Annotated in this window: 15 protein-coding genes; 9 read left to right on the top strand and 6 right to left on the bottom strand. The window is 63.4% G+C overall.

Translation table 11 applies throughout. The features are described 5' to 3' along the window. Positions 1 to 165 precede the first annotated feature (165 nt). From VHO05_RS17240 to glp, 5 genes are all read left to right on the top strand, one after another. Positions 166 to 780: an aminodeoxychorismate/anthranilate synthase component II gene (locus VHO05_RS17240; RefSeq protein ID WP_329647851.1), complete on the top strand. Its 615-nt coding sequence runs from the start codon at positions 166 to 168 to the stop codon at positions 778 to 780. An 18-nt stretch (positions 781 to 798) separates the two neighbouring features. Further along, complete coding sequence (gene trpD / locus VHO05_RS17235; protein WP_329647850.1) at positions 799 to 1,824, top strand: anthranilate phosphoribosyltransferase; 1,026 nt, start codon at positions 799 to 801, stop codon at positions 1,822 to 1,824. A 109-nt stretch (positions 1,825 to 1,933) separates the two neighbouring features. Beyond that, positions 1,934 to 2,734: an indole-3-glycerol phosphate synthase TrpC gene (gene trpC, locus VHO05_RS17230; RefSeq protein ID WP_329647849.1), complete on the top strand. Its 801-nt coding sequence runs from the start codon at positions 1,934 to 1,936 to the stop codon at positions 2,732 to 2,734. Continuing rightward, positions 2,734 to 3,222 carry a cyclic pyranopterin monophosphate synthase MoaC gene (gene moaC / locus VHO05_RS17225; RefSeq protein WP_329647848.1) on the top strand — a complete coding sequence of 163 codons (489 nt, stop codon included), beginning with the start codon at positions 2,734 to 2,736 and terminating at the stop codon, positions 3,220 to 3,222. Before trpC ends, moaC begins: the two co-directional genes overlap by 1 nt. Before the next feature lie 4 nt (positions 3,223 to 3,226). Then, positions 3,227 to 4,432 (top strand): gephyrin-like molybdotransferase Glp, encoded by a 1,206-nt coding sequence (gene glp / locus VHO05_RS17220; protein WP_329647847.1) that lies wholly within the window; start codon positions 3,227 to 3,229, stop codon positions 4,430 to 4,432. 81 nt (positions 4,433 to 4,513) lie between these two features. Here glp and VHO05_RS17215 read toward each other — a convergent pair whose 3' ends face one another. Beyond that, complete coding sequence (locus tag VHO05_RS17215) at positions 4,514 to 5,977, bottom strand: autotransporter outer membrane beta-barrel domain-containing protein (RefSeq protein WP_329647846.1); 1,464 nt, start codon at positions 5,975 to 5,977, stop codon at positions 4,514 to 4,516. A gap of 358 nt (positions 5,978 to 6,335) precedes the next feature. On the opposite strand from VHO05_RS17215, the gene VHO05_RS17210 reads away from it, so the two are divergent. Both VHO05_RS17210 and lexA read left to right on the top strand, forming a co-directional pair. Then, complete coding sequence (locus VHO05_RS17210; protein ID WP_329647845.1) at positions 6,336 to 6,980, top strand: TetR/AcrR family transcriptional regulator; 645 nt, start codon at positions 6,336 to 6,338, stop codon at positions 6,978 to 6,980. A gap of 182 nt (positions 6,981 to 7,162) precedes the next feature. After that, on the top strand, positions 7,163 to 7,897 hold the full coding sequence (lexA, locus tag VHO05_RS17205; RefSeq protein ID WP_329647844.1) for a transcriptional repressor LexA: 735 nt from the start codon (positions 7,163 to 7,165) through the stop codon (positions 7,895 to 7,897). Here lexA and VHO05_RS17200 read toward each other — a convergent pair. Next, positions 7,891 to 10,038 carry a ComEC/Rec2 family competence protein gene (locus VHO05_RS17200; RefSeq protein WP_329647843.1) on the bottom strand — a complete coding sequence of 716 codons (2,148 nt, stop codon included), beginning with the start codon at positions 10,036 to 10,038 and terminating at the stop codon, positions 7,891 to 7,893. The genes lexA and VHO05_RS17200 overlap by 7 nt on opposite strands. A 246-nt stretch (positions 10,039 to 10,284) precedes the next feature. On the opposite strand from VHO05_RS17200, the gene gltX reads away from it, so the two are divergent. Further along, on the top strand, positions 10,285 to 11,826 hold the full coding sequence (gltX, locus tag VHO05_RS17195) for a glutamate--tRNA ligase (protein WP_329647842.1): 1,542 nt from the start codon (positions 10,285 to 10,287) through the stop codon (positions 11,824 to 11,826). A gap of 154 nt (positions 11,827 to 11,980) precedes the next feature. Further along, positions 11,981 to 13,297: a citrate synthase gene (gltA, locus tag VHO05_RS17190; protein ID WP_329647841.1), complete on the top strand. Its 1,317-nt coding sequence runs from the start codon at positions 11,981 to 11,983 to the stop codon at positions 13,295 to 13,297. Here gltA and lpxB read toward each other — a convergent pair. From lpxB to hflX, 4 genes are all read right to left on the bottom strand, one after another. After that, on the bottom strand, positions 13,255 to 14,475 hold the full coding sequence (gene lpxB / locus VHO05_RS17185; RefSeq protein WP_329647840.1) for a lipid-A-disaccharide synthase: 1,221 nt from the start codon (positions 14,473 to 14,475) through the stop codon (positions 13,255 to 13,257). The two genes, gltA and lpxB, sit on opposite strands and share 43 nt — an antisense overlap. Then, a complete protein-coding gene (locus tag VHO05_RS17180) occupies positions 14,472 to 15,761 on the bottom strand; it encodes an LpxI family protein (RefSeq protein ID WP_329647839.1) in 1,290 nt (429 codons plus the stop codon). Before VHO05_RS17180 ends, lpxB begins: the two co-directional genes overlap by 4 nt. 77 nt (positions 15,762 to 15,838) lie before the next feature. After that, positions 15,839 to 17,068 (bottom strand): FAD-dependent oxidoreductase, encoded by a 1,230-nt coding sequence (locus VHO05_RS17175; RefSeq protein WP_329647838.1) that lies wholly within the window; start codon positions 17,066 to 17,068, stop codon positions 15,839 to 15,841. 39 nt (positions 17,069 to 17,107) lie between these two features. Then, a complete protein-coding gene (gene hflX, locus VHO05_RS17170) occupies positions 17,108 to 18,430 on the bottom strand; it encodes a GTPase HflX (protein WP_329647837.1) in 1,323 nt (440 codons plus the stop codon). Between the last annotated feature and the right edge of the window lie 13 nt (positions 18,431 to 18,443).

Here is an 18,443-nt window from a genome sequence, read left to right as displayed (position 1 = left end):
TCCCGCCCACGCGTCGGCGATACCCTGGGGACGGCCGCGCTTGACGCTTGGGGGTTCTTGTTTTGTCGCAAGCTTGACGCTTGCTCCGTGGGTTTCTACACCCACATCAGGTCATTGCGACGTCAGGACAGTCCGGCGTCCGCCAGTCCCGCGAGGCGCCCGTCCATGCTCGTGCTGATCGATAACTACGACAGCTTCACCTACAATCTGGTCCATTTTCTGGGCGAGCTCGGCACAACCTCCGAGGTGATCCGCAACGACAAGATCACCGCCGACGAGGTGATCAAGATGAAGCCGAAGGCAATCGTGCTGTCGCCGGGACCCTGCACGCCGAACGAGGCCGGCGTCTGCCTCGAGCTGATCGAGAAGGCCGGCTCGAAGATTCCGCTCCTCGGCGTTTGCCTCGGCCATCAGGCCATCGGCCAGGCCTACGGTGGCAAGGTGATCCGCGCTCCGGAGCCTATGCACGGTAAGCTGTCGACGATCACGCACACCGACAAGGGCGTCTTCAAGGGTCTCCCACCGCGGGTCGAGGTCACGCGCTATCACTCGCTGATTGTCGAGCGGAAAAGCCTTCCCGACTGCCTCGAGGTGAATGCCGAGACGAGCGACGGCATCATCATGGGCCTGATGCACAAGACACATCCGGTGCACGGTGTGCAGTTCCACCCGGAAAGCATCGCCTCCGAGCAGGGGCACGCCTTGCTCGCCAACTTCCTCGACATCGCAGGCCTCTCGCCGCGCCGGCGCAACGCCTCGCGCCCGCGCGACGCGGCTTGAGCGAAAGGCACGGGGGACATGAGCAGCACGGCCGGGGTCAAGGGCATTCTGCAGGCAGTCGCCGCAGGACAGACATTCTCGTCCGATGAGATGGCGCGTGCCATCGAGCTGATGACGGCCGAAGGCACGACGGCCCAGAAGTGCGCATTCCTCATGGGCCTACGCGTGCGCGGCGAAACCGTGGACGAAATCGCAGGCGCAGCCCGCGCCATGCGCGCCAAGATGACGACGGTCCCCGCAGATTCCGATGCCATCGATATCGTCGGCACCGGCGGCGACGGACACGGCACTTTCAACGTCTCGACCGGCTCGGCAATCGTGGCCGCCGGCGCCGGGCTCAAGGTTGCCAAGCACGGCAATCGCTCCGTCTCGTCCCTTTCCGGCGCGTCCGACGTTCTCTCGGCGCTGGGCGTGAAGCTCGATTGCGGCCCCGCTCTCATCCAGAAGGCCATCGAGGATGCCGGCGTCGGCTTCCTTTGGGCTCCGGCCCATCACCCAGCCTTCAAGGCCTGGGCCGAGGCGCGCGCGGAGTTGGGCGTGCGCACCATGTTCAATCTCATGGGACCCATCTGCAATCCCGCCAACGTTCGCCGTCACGTGATCGGCGTCTTCTCCCCTGAGTGGGTAACGCCGATCGCTGAGGTGCTACGCGCGCTGGGATCCGAGCGAGCCTGGATCGTGCACGGACACGACGGCCTCGACGAGCTCTCGACCACCGGCCCGACAACGGTCGCTGCGCTCGAAGGTGGCAAGATCACGACCTTCGAAGTGACGCCGGAAGAGGCAGGGCTGCAGCGCGTCTCCCTTGCCGAGCTCAAGGGTGGCGACGGCGCACACAACGCCAGGGCGCTGAAGGATCTGCTCGGCGGCGCACGGGGTCCCTATCGGGATATCGTACTGCTGAACGCCGCCGCGGCCTTGGTTGTCGCGGGCAAGGCAGCTTCGCTCGTTGAGGGCGTGGCGCTGGCGGAAGATGCCATCAATTCCGGCCGCGCAGCCGCGGCGCTCGACAGGCTGGTCTCCGTCAGCCAACAGGCAGCGTGAGCCGATTGCGCGATAACCATGTGATCAGCCGCTGGCGTGCTATCTTGGAGACTTCGCTTTAGCCGCTCAGCGGTTAGGAACCCATTGGACCTCTGACAACAAGCTCGATATGGCCGATATTCTCGAAAAGATTACGCACTACAAACGCGAGGAAGTGGCCGCCGCGCAGGCTGAACTGCCGCTGCAGGTGTTAGCTGAATACGCGCGGTCTGCCCCGCGTGTGCGCCCGTTCGCAGCCGCGCTCGAAGCCAAGCACGCCGCAGGCAAACCGGCGCTGATCGCTGAGATCAAGAAGGCCTCGCCCTCGAAGGGCCTCATCCGCGCCGACTTCGATCCGCCGGCCCTCGCCCGCGACTATGAAGCGGGCGGTGCGGCCTGCCTCTCGATCCTGACGGATGGCCCGTCGTTCCAAGGCGCACCCGAATATCTGACAAACGCCCGCGCCGCAGTCTCGCTGCCGGTGCTGCGCAAGGATTTCATGATCGACACGTATCAGGTGGTGCAGGCCCGCGCCTGGGGCGCCGACTGCATCCTGATCATCATGGCGGAAGTGGATGACGCCCTCGCCGCCGATCTCGCGGGCGCCGCCAAGGATTGGGGCATGGACGCCATCGTCGAGGTGCACGATGCGGACGAGCTGGATCGCGCCTTGAAGCTCGATTGCCGCCTCATTGGCATCAACAATCGAAACCTGAAGACCTTCGAGACGACACTCGCGACCACCGAGCAGCTCGCCCCGCGCGTACCGAAGGATCGCATCGTCATCGGCGAGAGCGGTATCTTCACGCCCGCCGACATAGCGAGCCTCAAACGCGTCGGCGTCGAAACGTTTCTGGTCGGCGAAAGCCTCATGCGCCAGGCTGACGTCACCGCCGCAACGCGTACGCTACTGGCTCCGGAGGCGGCCTGATGGGCAAGCTCACGCATCTCGACGAAAAGGGCCGCGCCCTCATGGTGGATGTCGGCGGCAAGGAGGCAACGCAGCGCACCGCGATTGCTGAAGGCTTCATTTCCATGCAGCCTGAGACGCTCGCGCTTGTCATCTCGGGCGATGCCAAGAAGGGCGACGTGCTCGCCGCCGCGCGCATTGCGGGCATCATGGCCGCCAAGAAGACGAGCGACATCATTCCCCTTTGCCATCCACTGGCGCTCAGCAAAGCAGCCGTGGAATTCGCGCCGAGCGAAAAACCCGCAGGGTTGCATATCCGCGCGGAGGTGAGCGTCACCGGTCCGACCGGCGTTGAAATGGAAGCCCTCACCGCCGTCTCGGTCGCCGCGCTCACCATCTACGACATGCTGAAGGCCGCCGACCGCGCCATGGAGATCACCGGCATCCGCCTCGCACAGAAAACCGGCGGCCGTTCGGGAGACTACACGGCCCAGTCCCGTGGGAGTTGATTGGATGGCGCTTCTTCCGGTGGAGACTGCACTCGCTCGAGTTCTCGACGGGATCGCGTCGCCAACGGAAGAGCTGGTGCCCATCACCGAAGCGGACGGCCGGGTTCTCACTCAGGATCTTACGGCCAAGTACACGCAGCCGCCGTTCGCGGCCTCCGCCATGGATGGCTACGCGGTCCATGGCAAAGCTGACGCGCCGATCGGGACGAAGTGGACCGTCATCGGCGAGTCCGCCGCGGGCCGTGGCTTCTCCGGCGCAGTTGCATCCGGACAGGCGGTCCGCATTTTCACTGGCGCTCCCGTTCCCGCTGAATGCGGATCCGTCGTCATCCAAGAGGACGTGACGCGCGAAGGCGACCTTATCACCGCCATCGACGCCACGGCCGCAGGCGCCAACATTCGCCCCGCCGGAAACGACTTCTCGCAAGGCGACGTCCTGTTGAAGCGTGGCCATCGTCTCAATGCGCACACGGTGACACTCGTTGCCGCCATGGGCTACGGCGAGGTGCCCGTCGCCCGCCGTCCGGTCGTCGCCATTCTCGCAACCGGCGACGAACTCGTGTCCCCGGGGACCGTGCCGGGGCCAGATCAGATCGTGTCGTCAAACCCCGTCGGTCTTGAAGCGCTCGTCACGCGCGCAGGCGGCCTCGCGCGTCCGCTCGGAATCGCACCCGACCGCGAGGACGCTCTCGCTCTTCGCATTGCCAACGCCCGCGGAGCAGACATCCTCGTCACCATCGGCGGCGCATCCGTGGGCGATCATGATCTCGTGGGGCCAGTGCTGAAGAAGCAGGGTCTCGATCTCACGTTCTGGAAAATCGCGCTTCGCCCCGGCAAGCCGCTGATGTTCGGCAAGCTCGATGAAATGCGCGTTCTGGGACTTCCCGGCAATCCAGTGTCGGCGCTGATCACGGCGCGCGTCTTTCTCGTCCCGCTCATCCACGCCTTGCTCGGCATGCCGCGTGACACGAGCCAAAGCGAGACCGCCATCCTGACGCAGCCGCTCGATGCCAATGGTCCGCGCCTGCACCTGATGCGCGCCAAGCTCGCCCGCAGCGCCGATGGTCACCTCACCGTCGCGCCGATGCCGTCACAAGACAGCTCACTTCTGAGCGCCCTCGCGACATCCGACTGCCTGATCCTGCGCGAGCCGGATGCAGCACCTGCCAAAGCCGGTGACAGCGTCAAAATCCAACGCCTCACGCACTGAATGGAAATGGCCCTGGCATGTCTGCCAGGGCCACCAACATAGTGCTCACTTCGAAACGTCGTATTTAAAACCTACGCACACTCAGAAATTCACCGCTCCGCCGAGGCGTCCGGTCCAGAACTCGGGCCCTTCGCCGCCGAGGTTGCCGGCTTCAGCGCCAAGCGAGAGCGACCAGCCCTCGATGCCCGAGAGCGTGAGGCCACCGGTTGCACGCGCCGCCCAGCCGTCGCCGATGCCGATCACCGACAATGCTGTGCCGTCATCGTCCATGCCGAAGTAGTAGTCGGCATAGATACCGGCGTAGGGAGCGAGCATCGTCGAGGGCGACAGCGGGATTGCGTACGCCGCTTGCAGGCCTGCGTTCGCGCGGCCATTGGTGAAGCTGTTCTTGGCCTGGAGAGTGCCAAGCGTATCGGTATAGGCATCCTGCGTTTCGTGCAGCCAGAACACCTCCGCCGACGGCGTGAACGTCCAGCGGCCCGCCACGTGATCACCCGAGAGACGGGTCAGGAACAGCCAGCGCTTGCCGTCGAAATCGCCGGAGGCCGTACCCGCCGTCGCATCGTAATCGAGCCACGTGTGGGCGATGGCACCATCGAGCCTCAGCGCTGGTGCCAGCAGCCACGCCATATAGGCACCCGCCGTGCGGCCGTCACCGTCGAGATCGCCATCGATATTTTTCTGTTCGAAGTCGAGCTTCTCATACCCGCCGAATGCGCCGACGAGCAGGCCGGGCGCCACCGCATAGCTCGCACCCGCTGCGACGGTCGTATGCTGCCAGTCGATGTTGCTGTCGTCGCCGCTTTCGCTGAAGCGTCCGTTCACCCATGGCGTGAGGCGCGAACGGCGCCCAGCGCCCGTCTCCGCGGTGCGTTCCTCGCCCATGCCAAGGCCCGAGGCTCCCGTGGGACGCGCGCCGGCTTGCGGCGGTTGCATCGTGCCGCTCGCAGTCGTCATGCCGCGCGAGATAGCATCACCGATGATGCCTGAGTAGGCGCTGCCCGCGACCTGCGCGCCAGTTTTCGTTCCGCTCTTCTGCAGCGAGCGAAGCTTCTGAGAGTCATTCGTTTCCGGCTCGGGAATGTCGGGGCCATCGCATGTGACGATCAACGCGCCGGTGAAGCTACCGCCCATGAACGCGCCGACACCAAAGTCGGCCTCCAACTCGTCCGCTTCGGTCGGCGAGAAATCGATCGGGCCAGCGGTCTCCGTTCCCGTACCGATCAGCACCATATTCGTGAAACCCGTACTCCCGTCGAACAAGTTCATCGTTAGGACGCCCTTGCTGTAGAGGTAACCCGAGAGAATGACCGAGGTTGCCGCCGTATGGTTGGCAGTGACGTTGAATGTGAGCTTGTCGCCCGTCACGAACCCTTTGATGGGGCTCGACCTGAAGCTCCATGTGCCGTTGTCGATGAATCCATTCATCGCGCCGTTGTTGACGGCCGTGCAGCCCGCCGACTTCGCTGCCCACGCGTTCCCCGAACCCGTCATCGCTACGAGCGCCAGCACCGCCCCGGCAAGCCCCACTCGGCAGGCAATCATTCGTTCCCCCAATCGCGGGACGGTGGAAGCGCGCACCGGCTCGCTTCCACGAACGCCCCGTTCGCAGACTGTTTCTCGATTTATTTTTCTGGAGTTCGCCTCCCACCGGGAGTAGCCGGCCACGCCCCGCACAAGCCGGGCAAAAGCGCCCGGAAATCAGCCGAATCTCACATACACTGGTGATTACACCTAATATTGGTATATATGCCAGTCAACAGAACTTTGGTGATTTTACCAAGCTTCGCGCGAGACGAGACATAACGGATTATTTGCCGTTTGCGCGGGTCGACCGCGGATCTCTACGTAGGGCGGCCGCACGTCCTTGCCTGCCCAAGCGAACTCGTGAAATAAGCGCCGGATGGCTCCTCCATCAGAAACGACTGGCAAGCCCAACCGCATGGGCGCGGCAACGCGTACGAAGATCATCGACGCGGCCATCGCTGTTCTCGCCGAGAAGGGCTTCTCCGGTTTCACGCTTAAGGCTGTCGCCGATGGTGCTGGGGTTTTCTACGGCAACGTCACACACCACTACGCGACGCGCGACAAGCTCGTGGAGGCCATGCTCGAAGCGATTCTCGAGCGGTATCGCACCCGCTTCGACGAGCTGGTGGCTTCGCTCGAAGCGCATGAAGCGGGCCCCATCCGCGCGCTTGTGACGTGGCTCATCGACGACTCGGTTTCACCGGAAACCGCGCCGCTCTTTCTCGAGCTGTGGGCAATGTCGAGCCACATGCCGCAAGTGGCGACGGGCCTGACGCAGCTTTACGACGGCGCCGTAGACGTCTGCATGATCTCGCTCGGCGTCGAGCCACACGCCGAGAGCGCCAAGGGCCTCCGTCACGCGCTTTATATGCTTGGGACGGTCATCGAAGGCACGTCGTGCATCTTCTCGAACCGCGACCGTACGGCCGAACCATACGAAGGTTTCCGCCGCGAAGCCGCCGAAACCTTGATCCCTCTTCTCGAGGGCCGGCTCGCAGAAGCCAAGGCAGCAAAAGGCTGACTTCCATTCACACTTGCAGAACGTGGCAAGAACGATTAGCGTACATTCACGATTTGTTTAGGTGAGTCTTGCGATGCAGCACGTCGGGCGTCGCGATGTTCATACGCGCACGACGCGCATCAATTTCATTGCTCTCGGCCTTGAATGGGCAGGACTGTCCGGGGCCTTGCACGGGAGGCACAATGCTGACTTCGAAACAGAAAGAGCTTCTGCTCTTCATCCACGAGCGCATGCAGGCCGACGGTGTGCCGCCCTCGTTCGATGAGATGAAGGATGCGCTCGATCTCAAGTCCAAGTCGGGGATCCATCGGCTCATTACCGCCCTGGTGGAACGCGGCTTCATCCGCCGCCTGCCGCATCGCGCGCGCGCCATAGAAGTCCTGAAGTTGCCGGAAAGCTCAACGCTGGGTTCCGGTGCCGCTGCGCAGTCGTCCACCGCCGAACCGCGCCGCATCGGCTTCCAGCCAAGCGTGATCGAAGGCACCAAAGCGCGCAACTTCGCCCCGCCGCCCCCATCTCACATGATCGACAGCCGCACAGTGTCGGTGCCGGTCATGGGCCGGATCGCCGCCGGTGTGCCGATCTCGGCCATCCAGAACCATTCCCACGACATCGCCTGCCCGCCGGATCTGCTGACCAACGGCGAGCATTTCGCCCTGGAGGTAAAGGGCGACTCCATGATCGAAGCCGGCATTCACGACGGCGACACGGTCATCATCCGCCGCTGCGACACGGCCGAGAACGGAGACATCGTCGTCGCCCTCGTCGAGCAGGAAGAAGCGACGCTCAAGCGCCTGCGCAAGAAGGGCTCCACCATCGCCCTCGAAGCCGCCAACCCCGAATTCAAGACGCGCATCTTTGGACCTGACCAGGTGGATATCCAGGGTCGTCTCGTCGGTCTCATCCGGCGCTACTGATCGTCGTCGGGGCGCCCTGTAGTTCGTACTGCCTCCGAGTAGGCAGAGCCTTGCGACCAGCGCTGGGCTCTATCGTACCGTTGAGTCCACGGCCGGTCACCTCTGCGCGAGGCGACGGTGTCGATGCGCGCCACGCGGGCTCTTTCTTCGCCCGCTTCTTTCGAGAGATAAATGGCATGCGTTCCGTCCCTCCGGATCGCACCACGATTGATCACCGCAAGAGGCGCGACACAGCTAAACGGAAGTCGAGGCTGGGCGATCAGGAGGTCCGCCTTTTTGCAGTCCTCCGTGACGGCCGCTGGATGCCGCGCGACGGCCACCCGAAGTCCTTGCACTTGAGCGGTGCATCCGACACCGTCGCATCGAAACACACGCGCCCGTATCACGTCCCGTGGCGCACGGCCGTCCCCGTCATGTTGAAGCCAGCGCGTCAGCTCGAAATTGCCGGACCGCGAACCTGTGGCGGCAAGCCGTCCATCAGGGCCCCGCACCGCAACCATCTCGCCGCCGCGTCCCACGAGAATGTCCGGCCGCTCGCCCCCTCCGGCGACGAGCACACCCAAACCAATGGCGACGAGGCCAAGGGCTCGCCATTGCGTCTGCCAGATCGTGAGCCAGAGGCCGCCCGCGATCATTAGCGCGAAACTTACGTCCGAAATGTCGGGAATATGAATGACCGCACCCGGCAGCGCAGCCACCCAACGGGCCGTGTCACTCATGACATCGATACCCAGCGCCATGACGGCAAGTGGAAGCGCCTCGAAGCCAAAGGGCATGAGCACCAGCGTAAAAAGCGCGGCCGGCATAACGATCAGGTTGCAGATCGGAACGGCGATAAGATTGGCGAGAAGCGCGTATTGCTGGCTGCGATGGAAATGATAGGCGCCAATCGGTGCCACGGCGCAACTTGCAATGACGGTAGACAAAACAATCCCGCCGAGAAAGAAAGCCACCCGACGGAACCAGCCGTCGTGCTCCTGCTCTTCGGCCCTCTTGCGAACCGTTTCGTAGGCTGCAATGAGCGAGACCACCGCCGCGAACGACATCTGGAACCCAGGATCGAGCAGGCTCTCGGGCATCACGACAAGAACCAGCAACGCCGAGATCGCCACGTTGCGCATAGCGAGCGCCTGCCGATCAAACATGACGGCAACAAGCATAATCGCGATCATAAGGAACGCGCGGATCGTCGGGATCGATCCGCCCGAGATCAGGAGATAGCCTCCGGCTGCGAGCAACGCGGCAGCGGCCGCCCACTTCTTCGTCGCGTAGCGTAGCGCGATGGCGGGAAACGCCGCGAGAAGCACGCGAACCGAGAGAAACACGGCCCCCGCCATGATCACCATGTGCAGACCGGAAATCGAGAGAATGTGCACAATCCCGGAGTCGCGGTACGCGTCGTTTGTTTCTTCGGTAATGGCGCCGCGCTCACCCGTGATCAGTGAGACGGCAATCGCACCTGTTTCTCCCGGAACGGCAGACCGAACGCGCTCGGCGATCTCCTGCCGCAGCGTTTCGATCCGCTCCCGCGCCGTTCGCATGAGAGTTCCCGGAGCGTCCGCCTGTGCAACGATCTCCGCCGCATGGATCGCATACCCGGTAGCGCCGAGACCTTGAAACCAGGCGGTTCGTGCGAAGTCATATCCGCCCGGAAGCGCCGGCATGGATGGTGGCCGTAGAGACGCGCGTAGGCGGACCGTATCGCCCGGTTGCAGACCCTCCCGTTTGACCATCACGCGCACGCGGATGCGCTCAGGACGCTCGGAGGCGGGAAGTCCGCGAATGTCCGTCACGCGAAGTGTCAGCCGCTCGCCCCGTTCCGGCCGCGGCTCGATCAGTTCGACGACACCGGTCACGTCCGCGCGACGCAGCTCGTGAGTAAGAACTGGCGCGCGCGTCCATTCGGTGCGAACCTTCGCGACGGCAAATCCAAGCGAGGCCGTGAGCAGGGTAAGGGACAGGACAAAGAAGAAGCCCGCTCTGCGCGAGGCGGCGGCAAGGCCACTTGCCATTGCCGGCAGCGCAATAGCCATCAGCAAGCTGGGTTCCGACGACCGAGAGAAATAGCCAGCGATACCCGCGCCGAAGGCCACCGGCAGCCACACGAACCAGCGGGCGCGCTCGCGTTCGAGCTGCTCCAACACCGCATCGCTACGAAGGACTCTTGCTGCGAGGAGGCCCAGCCAAGACTGGAACGGCCCTACGCGCCTCCCGCCCGTCCACACAACCCCCACGCGATCCACTCCCGACCTTCGACGCTAGACCATTGATCGGCCACGATTCTTATTGTCGGCGCGTACTCTCGCCTCCTCCGGATGCACACTGGTCTCGCGGCGCCCAGCCATGCTACATGGCGGGCCAAACGCCCAAACCGGACACGGACATCCATGACAAACACTGAACGGAGAGACGGCGGCGCTCCCGTCGTGCGCTTCGCCCCCTCGCCCACCGGCTATCTCCATATTGGCGGGGGCCGCACCGCACTCTTCAACTGGCTCTACGCGAAAGGAAGGGGCGGCAAGTACCTGCTCCGCATCGAGGACACCGACCGCGAGCGCAACAATCCGGAAGCCGTCGCGGCGATCCTCGAAGGCCTGCGCTGGCTCGGCCTGGATTGGGAAGGCGAGCCTGTTTCTCAATTCTCGCGCGCGGATCGTCACCGCGAAGTCGCCCTTGCGCTCCTGGAGCGGGGCGGCGCCTACCGTTGCTACATGACCGCCGAAGAAATCGACGCGCAACGCCGCGCCGCCGAGGCCGCGAAGCAGCCGCTGACCATCCGTTCGCCCTGGCGCGACCGCGATCCTTCGGAGGCACCGGCCGGAGCACCCCATACGATCCGCCTCAAGGCGCCGCGCGAAGGCGAGACCGTGGTGAACGATCACGTGCAGGGCCGCGTTGTGTTCCAGAACAAGGAGCTCGACGACCTCATTATTCTGCGCAGCGACGGCAATCCGACCTACAATCTCGCCGTCGTCATCGACGACCATGACATGGGCGTGACGCACGTCATCCGCGGCGTGGACCACCTGACCAACGCCGCACGGCAAACGCAGATCTATCTTGGGATGGGCTGGAACGTACCAGACTGGGCGCACGTGCCCCTCATTCACGGTGCGGACGGGGCCAAGCTCTCCAAGCGCCACGGCGCCCAAGGCGTCGAAGAGTACCGCGCGATGGGCTACCTGCCGGTTGCGCTCCGCAACTACCTCGTGCGCCTCGGCTGGAGTCACGGCGACGACGAGATCATTTCGACCGAGGACCTGATCCGCTGGTTCGATATTGACGATATCAACAAGAGCGCCGCCCGCTTCGACTTCAAGAAGCTGGACGACCTCAACGGGCACTACATCCGCAACGCAGCAGACAGCGATCTGCTCGCCGGCATCAAGGAGTTGCTTCCGCATCTGGATTTCGCGGCCCTGCGTGCACTCCCGGTGGACCCAAAAGCACCGGTGCGCTCGGACATCGCCCTGGCGCGTGAGGTGGAGTCCCAGATTCCGGGCGTTGCGACGGGCGCCGAGCTTGCAGCCCGCTTCGAGAGCAAGGGATGGGATGCGCTTCTCGCCGCCATCCCCTCCCTCAAGGAGCGCGCCAAAACCCTCGCCGAGTTGCTGAGCCAGGCGCTCTTCATTGTCGCCGACCGGCCGCTCAGCCTTGATGACAAGGCAAAGAAGCTGATGGATGCTGATGCGCATGTGATTCTGGATGCGCTTCGCCCGCGTCTCGAGGCCTCTACGGAATGGACGGCTTCTGCGCTGGAGGCCCTCGTCCGTAGCTACGTCGAAGAAACAGGCGCGAAGCTCGGAAAAGTTGCGCAGCCGCTGCGGTCTGCACTGACGGGCCGCACGGTCTCGCCCCCCGTCTTCGATGTCATGAGTGTTTTGGGCAAAGATGAAACCCTTGCCCGTCTCGCCGATCAGAAGCCCTGACGCGTTTTCGAGCGTTGCCCAAAAGACCACCTCAATTCGGATATCGGACTGGCGGGCACCTAGGTATACTGCATCGCAGCATTCGGGTTCTCGACGTTCGAGTTCATCAGTCAAAAGACCAAAACGACGGTCCCTTTAATCAAGGAGATGCGGCATGAGCATCCAGGAAAGCTCGCCTCCCAAGACGGTGGCAACCGGTCAGGCCGAGCTCGCGCTCAAGGGCAAGACCGTCCAACTGGACGTGCGGAGCGGAACGATCGGACCCGACGTCATCGATATTGCCAAGGTCTATCGCGATACCGGCTGCTTCACGTACGACCCGGGCTTCACGTCGACGGCCAACTGCTCGTCCCATATCACCTTCATCGACGGTGACAAGGGCGAGCTGCTCTATCGCGGCTACGCGATCGACGAACTGGCGGAAAACTCGAACTTCCTCGCCACCTGCTATCTGCTGCTGCACGGTGAGCTGCCGACCAACGACGAGTTCAAACAGTTCCGCAACACCATCACGCGCCACACGATGGTGCACGAGCAGATGACGCGCTTCTTCACTGGCTTCCGCCGCGACGCGCATCCGATGTCGGTGATGGTGGCCGTGGTTGGCGCGCTGTCGTCGTTCTATCACGACAGCACCGACATCAACGATCCGAGGCAGCGCGAGACGGCGAGCCATCGTATGATCGCCAAGATGCCGACGATTGCCGCCATGGCCTATAAGTATTCCATTGGCCAGCCGTTCATCTATCCGCGCAACGACCTCGATTACACGTCGAACTTCCTGCAGATGTGCTTCTCGGTTCCGTGCGAGCCGTACATCGTGAACCCTGTTGTCGCGCGTGCACTCGATCGCATCTTCATCCTGCACGCCGACCATGAGCAGAACGCATCGACTTCGACTGTCCGCCTCGCCGGCTCGTCTGGCGCGAACCCGTTCGCTTGCATCGCGGCCGGCATCGCCTGCCTGTGGGGCCCCGCGCATGGCGGCGCTAACGAAGCGGCCCTCAACATGCTCGAGGAGATCGGCACCGTCGATCGCATCCCCGAGTACATCAAGAAGGCCAAGGACAAGTCGAGCGGCTTCCGCCTGATGGGTTTCGGTCACCGCGTCTACAAGAACTACGACCCGCGTGCGAAGGTGATGCAGAAGACCGCGCACCAGGTGCTCGACGAGCTCGACAAGCGCAACGATCCGCTCTTGGCCGTCGCCATGGAGCTGGAGCGGATCGCGCTTCAGGACGACTATTTCGTCGAGAAGAAGCTCTACCCGAACATCGACTTCTATTCGGGTATCACGCTGCGCGCGATGGGCTTCCCCGTCTCCATGTTCACCGTGCTCTTCGCCGTCGCCCGCACGGTCGGCTGGATCGCCCAGTGGAAGGAAATGATCGAAGATCCCGAGCAGCGTATCGGGCGTCCGCGCCAACTTTACGTCGGCCCCGCGCGCCGGCCCTTCCCGAGCAAGGCATAATCGATCACGATTTTGGCGGCGGCCTCACTGGGGCTGCCGCTTTCGATGTGCATGAGATCCGGAATTCTCGCCAACGCGGCGAGTTGCACACGACGCTCCGGCGTATCCCGCAACAGTGGTTCCAGCGCATTCGCCAAATTTTCCGGCGAGCTTTTCTCTTGGTGGAACTCGGGAAACACGTTCTCACCGAGCACAAGATTGGCGAGCACCGTTGTCGGCGCCTTGATCATCCGGCGCAGGAACGGCGCCGCAACCACATCGACGCGATACGCGACGACCATCGGCGTTCCCGCCAACGCGAGCTGGAGCGTCACTGTGCCCGAAGCAGCCAGCGCTGCGTGCGCCAGCTTGAACGCGCGGAACTTGTCATCCTCGCCTTCGATGAGATGCGACCGGATCGGCCAACTCCGGCGCAGACGTTCGATTGGCTCCCGAACATGCGCGACGCACGGCATGAGAACTTCCGGCGCCGTTCCACGCTCACAAATGAGCCGTAGCGTATCGCCGAATGGCTCCATCAAACGCCCGACCTCCGACGTCCGGCTCCCCGGCAGGACGACAACCACGGGCCGATTGGGGGCGAGGCCAAGCCGCTTGCTCAGCGGCTCCGGATCGAGTGCTTTCAGCCAGTCGATGCGTTCGCTCAACGCGTGACCCACGTACGTGCAGGGCGGCCCGCCAAGCCGATCGTGCGCCGCCGGCTCGAACGGAAGCAGCCCGAGGATATGATCCACATACGGCCGCATCTTTTTCGCGCGGCCCGGACGCCAAGCCCACACGCTGGGGCTGACGTAGTCGACAATCGGGATATCCGGGCGGCGCTTCCTGATCCGCTTAGCGATCGGATGCGTGAACTCCGGGCTGTCGATAATCACGACGACATCGGGCTCGAATGCAATCGCACGATCCACCGTCGCATAGACCCGTCTCACGATGCGCGGCAGATGCCGCAGAATTGAGAGCGGACCCATGACGGCCACATCGGAAAGTGGAAAATCGGAAACGAACCCCGTGTCTGCTTCCATATCGTGCCCGCCGACACCTGCGAGCGTGAGGCGGCTGCCCAATTTCTCGCGCAACGCCGCGATCAGCTTGCCACCGAGCGCATCGCCGGAATGCTCGCCCGCGACGAGGAACACGCGCACCTCGCCAGTGTCAGCCGCTGGCGTGACGCTCATGTCGTCCCCTCGGCGCGCAACAAAATGAAAACGCCCTCTTTGTCCGCCTCGGCAATCCGCGGCGCGAGAGTGTCTTCGCCGGTCGTGCGCGCAACGGCGATGCCGGCATACCCTGCCGATGCGACAGCCGCGATGACCGACGGTGTAAGGTCCGCTATATCTCGAAGGGCCGCCACGCCACGGCGGCGACGTGTGATACTGGCCCACTGACGAAGCCCGCTCGCGCGCGCCACAGTTGCATCAACGCCCTCTCCGGACTCGACCGCAAGCACGTGATTGCGCACCACGACCGCACCGCGCCCGCAACGAAATGGCTCGAGGGCCGAGAGTGTGGCAAGCCCTTTGATGGCATCGTGAACCGCATGCTCTTCCGCCGCGATGCGGCCGAGCTGCCGGAACGGCATGGCAAAATCGCGCGGCCGGAACCGCACCGGCGGTTCATCGCTCGCATCCCGATCGCCAACGCCCTCGACGAAAATGTTGGCGCCGTTGGCACGGCTCAGCGTTTCTGCGCGTTCCGCAACAAGCACCTTGCCAGCCTCAACGGCAATACCGGCAAGCCCCGCATCGCGCACCTTCGTGACAGTGGCCGGACCAATTGCCGGCATATCGATGCGAATTTCCTGCCCCGGCTTCGGACGCTTGACCAGCACACCGCCCAAAGGCCCACGCTCGGGCCGATTCTGCGCGGCTCGATCGATCATGCGATCCGTCCCCTCCGCGCCTTCGATGGTCACGATCTGCCCTGCTGACACGATCACACACTGGCCGATGTCGAAGGCGCCAAGCGCGTGGATGAGCCGGAGGCCTTTCTGAATGTCCGCTTGATCTGCAGCAGTAGCGCGTGCAGATCCAATCGGTCCCTCTCCAATCACGAGTTCGGGTGCCGCGTCCCCGGGGCCGATCACACGCAGCCCCTGGAGCTCGAAGAAGCGCACGACACGGCGCAGCACACCATCGTCGCCGCCCGCCGCCACGATCTTCACGATCTTCGGCAGATACCGGAAGAAACCGAGATCAGGCTTCAATCCCCAAAGCTCTGGCCGGTGCACACGGCCGACAATGACAAGATCGGTAACGCGCGCGTCCTTAAGCGCGCGCACCATGGTACCAATCTGGCCCCAATTCACGCGCGTGAGGGCGTAGCCCGAGAAATCCGCGTCAGCTTCGCCATCGATGGCCACGATTGATACCGGAATGCCGCGCCGCGCGGCACTGTCCGCGATCTCGCGCGGCAGCACGCCGCCTCCGGCCAGAATTCCAAGCCGCCGCACCGTTTCGCTCATCGTGTCCCCTGCATTCCAGCCAAGCCTATAGCGGGATTGCGACACGGGGACCAGGGATTGGATGGCACATCAAGGTTTCAACCTTCGGCGTTGCGGATGAAATCCGCAACGTGCTCGCGCCGCACACCCAGACCGAGCACCCGGGCCGGGAGGCGTCGCAGAATTGGGAAGGACTGCATCAGCCGCAAAAAAAACGGCGGTTCGGGCTGCTCACGCAGTTTCAGCGTCGGACCGATGATGTTGTTTTGCGCGGCCACCTGGATAGCCTGCGTGACGCGTGTCGGAAACATGCGCCGCTTTTGGACGTCGCGGAGATCGGCCACAGTCACAGCCCCGGTCTTCAAGGGCTGCGCAAGGATGTTCGCCGTAGCAACAGCGTCCTGAATGGCAAGGTTCACACCGACACCGCCAACTGGGCTCATCGCGTGTGCAGCGTCACCGATACAGAGAAAACCGGGGCGGTACCATTGCAGGAGCCGGTCCACGCGCACCGTCAGAAGCTTGACGTCATCCCACGACGTGATCCCATCCAGGCGATCCCGTTTGAAGGGTGATGCAGCCGTGATCGCGTCGCGGAACGCGTCCAGTCCTCCCGCCTTCAGCTCTTCGAGAGATCCCTTTGGAATGACGTAGGCGCATTGCCAATAGTCACCGCGATAAAGCATTACGAAAATCGAGCCTGCCCCGAAGCGGCCCATCGTCTCCGCCGTGTCATCCTTGTCGAAAGGCAGCCGGAACCACAGCGCATCCATCGGCGCGCCCAGATCCTCGACAGCGAGATCAGCCCGCGCGCGCAGCACGGAGCCGCGCCCATCGGCCGCCACCACAAGATCGGCATAAATCTCCTTGGGCCCGTCCGGCGACTTTGCTTTGACGCCGATGACAGTATGGTCGCCCTCGATCAGATCGGTCGCTTCCGTATTCATGAGAAGCGTGAAGTTCGGATACGTCCGGGCTTCAGAGGCCATGAAGTTGAGAAAGTCCCACTGCGGCATCATAGCGATGTACTTTTCGCGAACCGGCAAGTGTGAAAAGTCGGCGATCTCTATCGGCGTGTCACCAAACATGCCGCCGAGCTTGCGCACTTTCTGATGTGGTAGCTTGAGAAACCTATCGATGAGGCCAAGCTCAACCATGATCTCCAGCGTCGAGGGATGTACCGTGTCACCGCGGAAATCGCGAAGAAAATCAGCGTGTTTCTCGAGCACGGTCACTTGCACGCCAGCGCGCGCCAAAAGATAACCGAGCATCAAGCCAGCCGGTCCGCCGCCGACCACGCAGCATTGCGTTTTCGCAGAGTCCGACATCCCTGCCCTCTCCAATCTGGAGTGCCGGTAGTCCGTATACTACGGAAGGGACAGCCCCGCACTCTTCAGCTGCTGAACGAGCCGCATCTTCTTTTCGGAAGCGATACGCACACGCGTGAGAATTATATCGCCCTCGGCCTCCTGAGCGATGACATGCGCATTCTCATGGAGCCACGCGAAAATGCGGCCCTCATGAGCCGGCAGCGACAGTGTTAGGACCTCGTCGGCAGAGCCGAGCCGCGCATCGATGGTTGCAAGAAGCTGATCAACACCTTCTCCGCTCGCCGCCGACATCAGGACAGGACGCGGCGAGCGGAAACGCGCCGAGGCTTGGGCTTCCTCCCGTGTCACCGGCGACAAAAGATCGATCTTGTTCCACACTTCGAGAATATGCCCGTCGGCCCTTTGGGTATCGATGCCGAGGTCGCCGAGCACGCCCGCAACATCGGCGGCCTGCGCATCCGTCTCCGCGTGCGCGATGTCACGAACATGCAGAATGAGGTCCGCTTCCACCACCTCTTCGAGCGTAGCGCGGAACGCCGCCACGAGTTGTGTCGGCAGATCCGAGATGAAACCGACCGTGTCCGACAGGATAACCCGCCGCCCCGATGGTAAACGCACTTCGCGCATCGTGGGATCGAGCGTCGCGAACACCTGGTCCATGGCCAGCACGCCAGCGCCCGCGACGCGGTTGAACAGTGTCGACTTACCGGCGTTCGTATAACCGACGATGGCGACGATCGGATACGGCACCTTGCGGCGGCCCTTGCGATGGAGATCGCGCGTGCGCACGACGCCTTCCAGCTCGCGCTTGATCGCCATGATCCGCTCGTCGAGCATGCGCCGATCGAGCTCGATCTGCGCTTCACCAGGACCGCCGAGGAAGCCGCGCCCACCACGCTGGCGCTCAAGATGCGTCCAGGCACGCACGAGCCGGCCCTTCTGGTAGCTCAGGTGCGCAAGCTCGACTTGAAGACGGCCTTCACGCGTCTGTGCGCGCCGGCCGAAGATTTCGAGAATGAGGCCTGTGCGATCGAGGACTTTCGCGTTCCAGGCGCGCTCGAGGTTGCGCTGCTGAACGGGACTGATCGCGTGATCGACGATGACGAGCCCCGCTGCCAGCTCCGCGACGAGCGCCTTGATCTCTTCGACCTTTCCAGAGCCAAACAACGTCCCGGGCTTTGGATCCGGCACCGGCACAAGCGTCGCTTGCACCACATTGAGGTCGATCGCTTCCGCGAGCCCCTTGGCTTCTGCTAGCCGGTCTTCCGGCGAATGCATGGATGTTGCGCGCTCGGGCCTCGCGACCCCGCTAGGGGCTCCGCGCAAACGCAGAACAGGCACGAGTACAAGCGTACGCATCGCGTCCGCCTGC

Origin of the sequence: Hyphomicrobium sp. (genome assembly GCF_036262015.1) — a bacterium.
Classification (GTDB): domain Bacteria; phylum Pseudomonadota; class Alphaproteobacteria; order Rhizobiales; family Hyphomicrobiaceae; genus Hyphomicrobium_C.
The sequence above is the reverse complement of the archived record's forward strand: the minus strand, read 5'-3'. Positions and strand labels throughout refer to the sequence as shown.

What these genes read in the sequence shown, in the direction of transcription:
- VHO05_RS17215 (WP_329647846.1), bottom strand. Translation starts at nt 5,977, where the DNA reads ATGATTGCCTGCCGAGTGGGGCTTGCCGGGGCGGTGCTGGCGCTCGTA.
- gltX (WP_329647842.1), top strand. Translation starts at nt 10,285, where the DNA reads ATGACAAACACTGAACGGAGAGACGGCGGCGCTCCCGTCGTGCGCTTC.
- hflX (WP_329647837.1), bottom strand. Translation starts at nt 18,430, where the DNA reads ATGCGTACGCTTGTACTCGTGCCTGTTCTGCGTTTGCGCGGAGCCCCT.
- lexA (WP_329647844.1), top strand. Translation starts at nt 7,163, where the DNA reads ATGCTGACTTCGAAACAGAAAGAGCTTCTGCTCTTCATCCACGAGCGC.
- glp (WP_329647847.1), top strand. Translation starts at nt 3,227, where the DNA reads ATGGCGCTTCTTCCGGTGGAGACTGCACTCGCTCGAGTTCTCGACGGG.
- trpD (WP_329647850.1), top strand. Translation starts at nt 799, where the DNA reads ATGAGCAGCACGGCCGGGGTCAAGGGCATTCTGCAGGCAGTCGCCGCA.
- lpxB (WP_329647840.1), bottom strand. Translation starts at nt 14,475, where the DNA reads ATGAGCGTCACGCCAGCGGCTGACACTGGCGAGGTGCGCGTGTTCCTC.
- moaC (WP_329647848.1), top strand. Translation starts at nt 2,734, where the DNA reads ATGGGCAAGCTCACGCATCTCGACGAAAAGGGCCGCGCCCTCATGGTG.
- trpC (WP_329647849.1), top strand. Translation starts at nt 1,934, where the DNA reads ATGGCCGATATTCTCGAAAAGATTACGCACTACAAACGCGAGGAAGTG.
- gltA (WP_329647841.1), top strand. Translation starts at nt 11,981, where the DNA reads ATGAGCATCCAGGAAAGCTCGCCTCCCAAGACGGTGGCAACCGGTCAG.
- VHO05_RS17240 (WP_329647851.1), top strand. Translation starts at nt 166, where the DNA reads ATGCTCGTGCTGATCGATAACTACGACAGCTTCACCTACAATCTGGTC.
- VHO05_RS17180 (WP_329647839.1), bottom strand. Translation starts at nt 15,761, where the DNA reads ATGAGCGAAACGGTGCGGCGGCTTGGAATTCTGGCCGGAGGCGGCGTG.
- VHO05_RS17175 (WP_329647838.1), bottom strand. Translation starts at nt 17,068, where the DNA reads ATGTCGGACTCTGCGAAAACGCAATGCTGCGTGGTCGGCGGCGGACCG.
- VHO05_RS17210 (WP_329647845.1), top strand. Translation starts at nt 6,336, where the DNA reads ATGGCTCCTCCATCAGAAACGACTGGCAAGCCCAACCGCATGGGCGCG.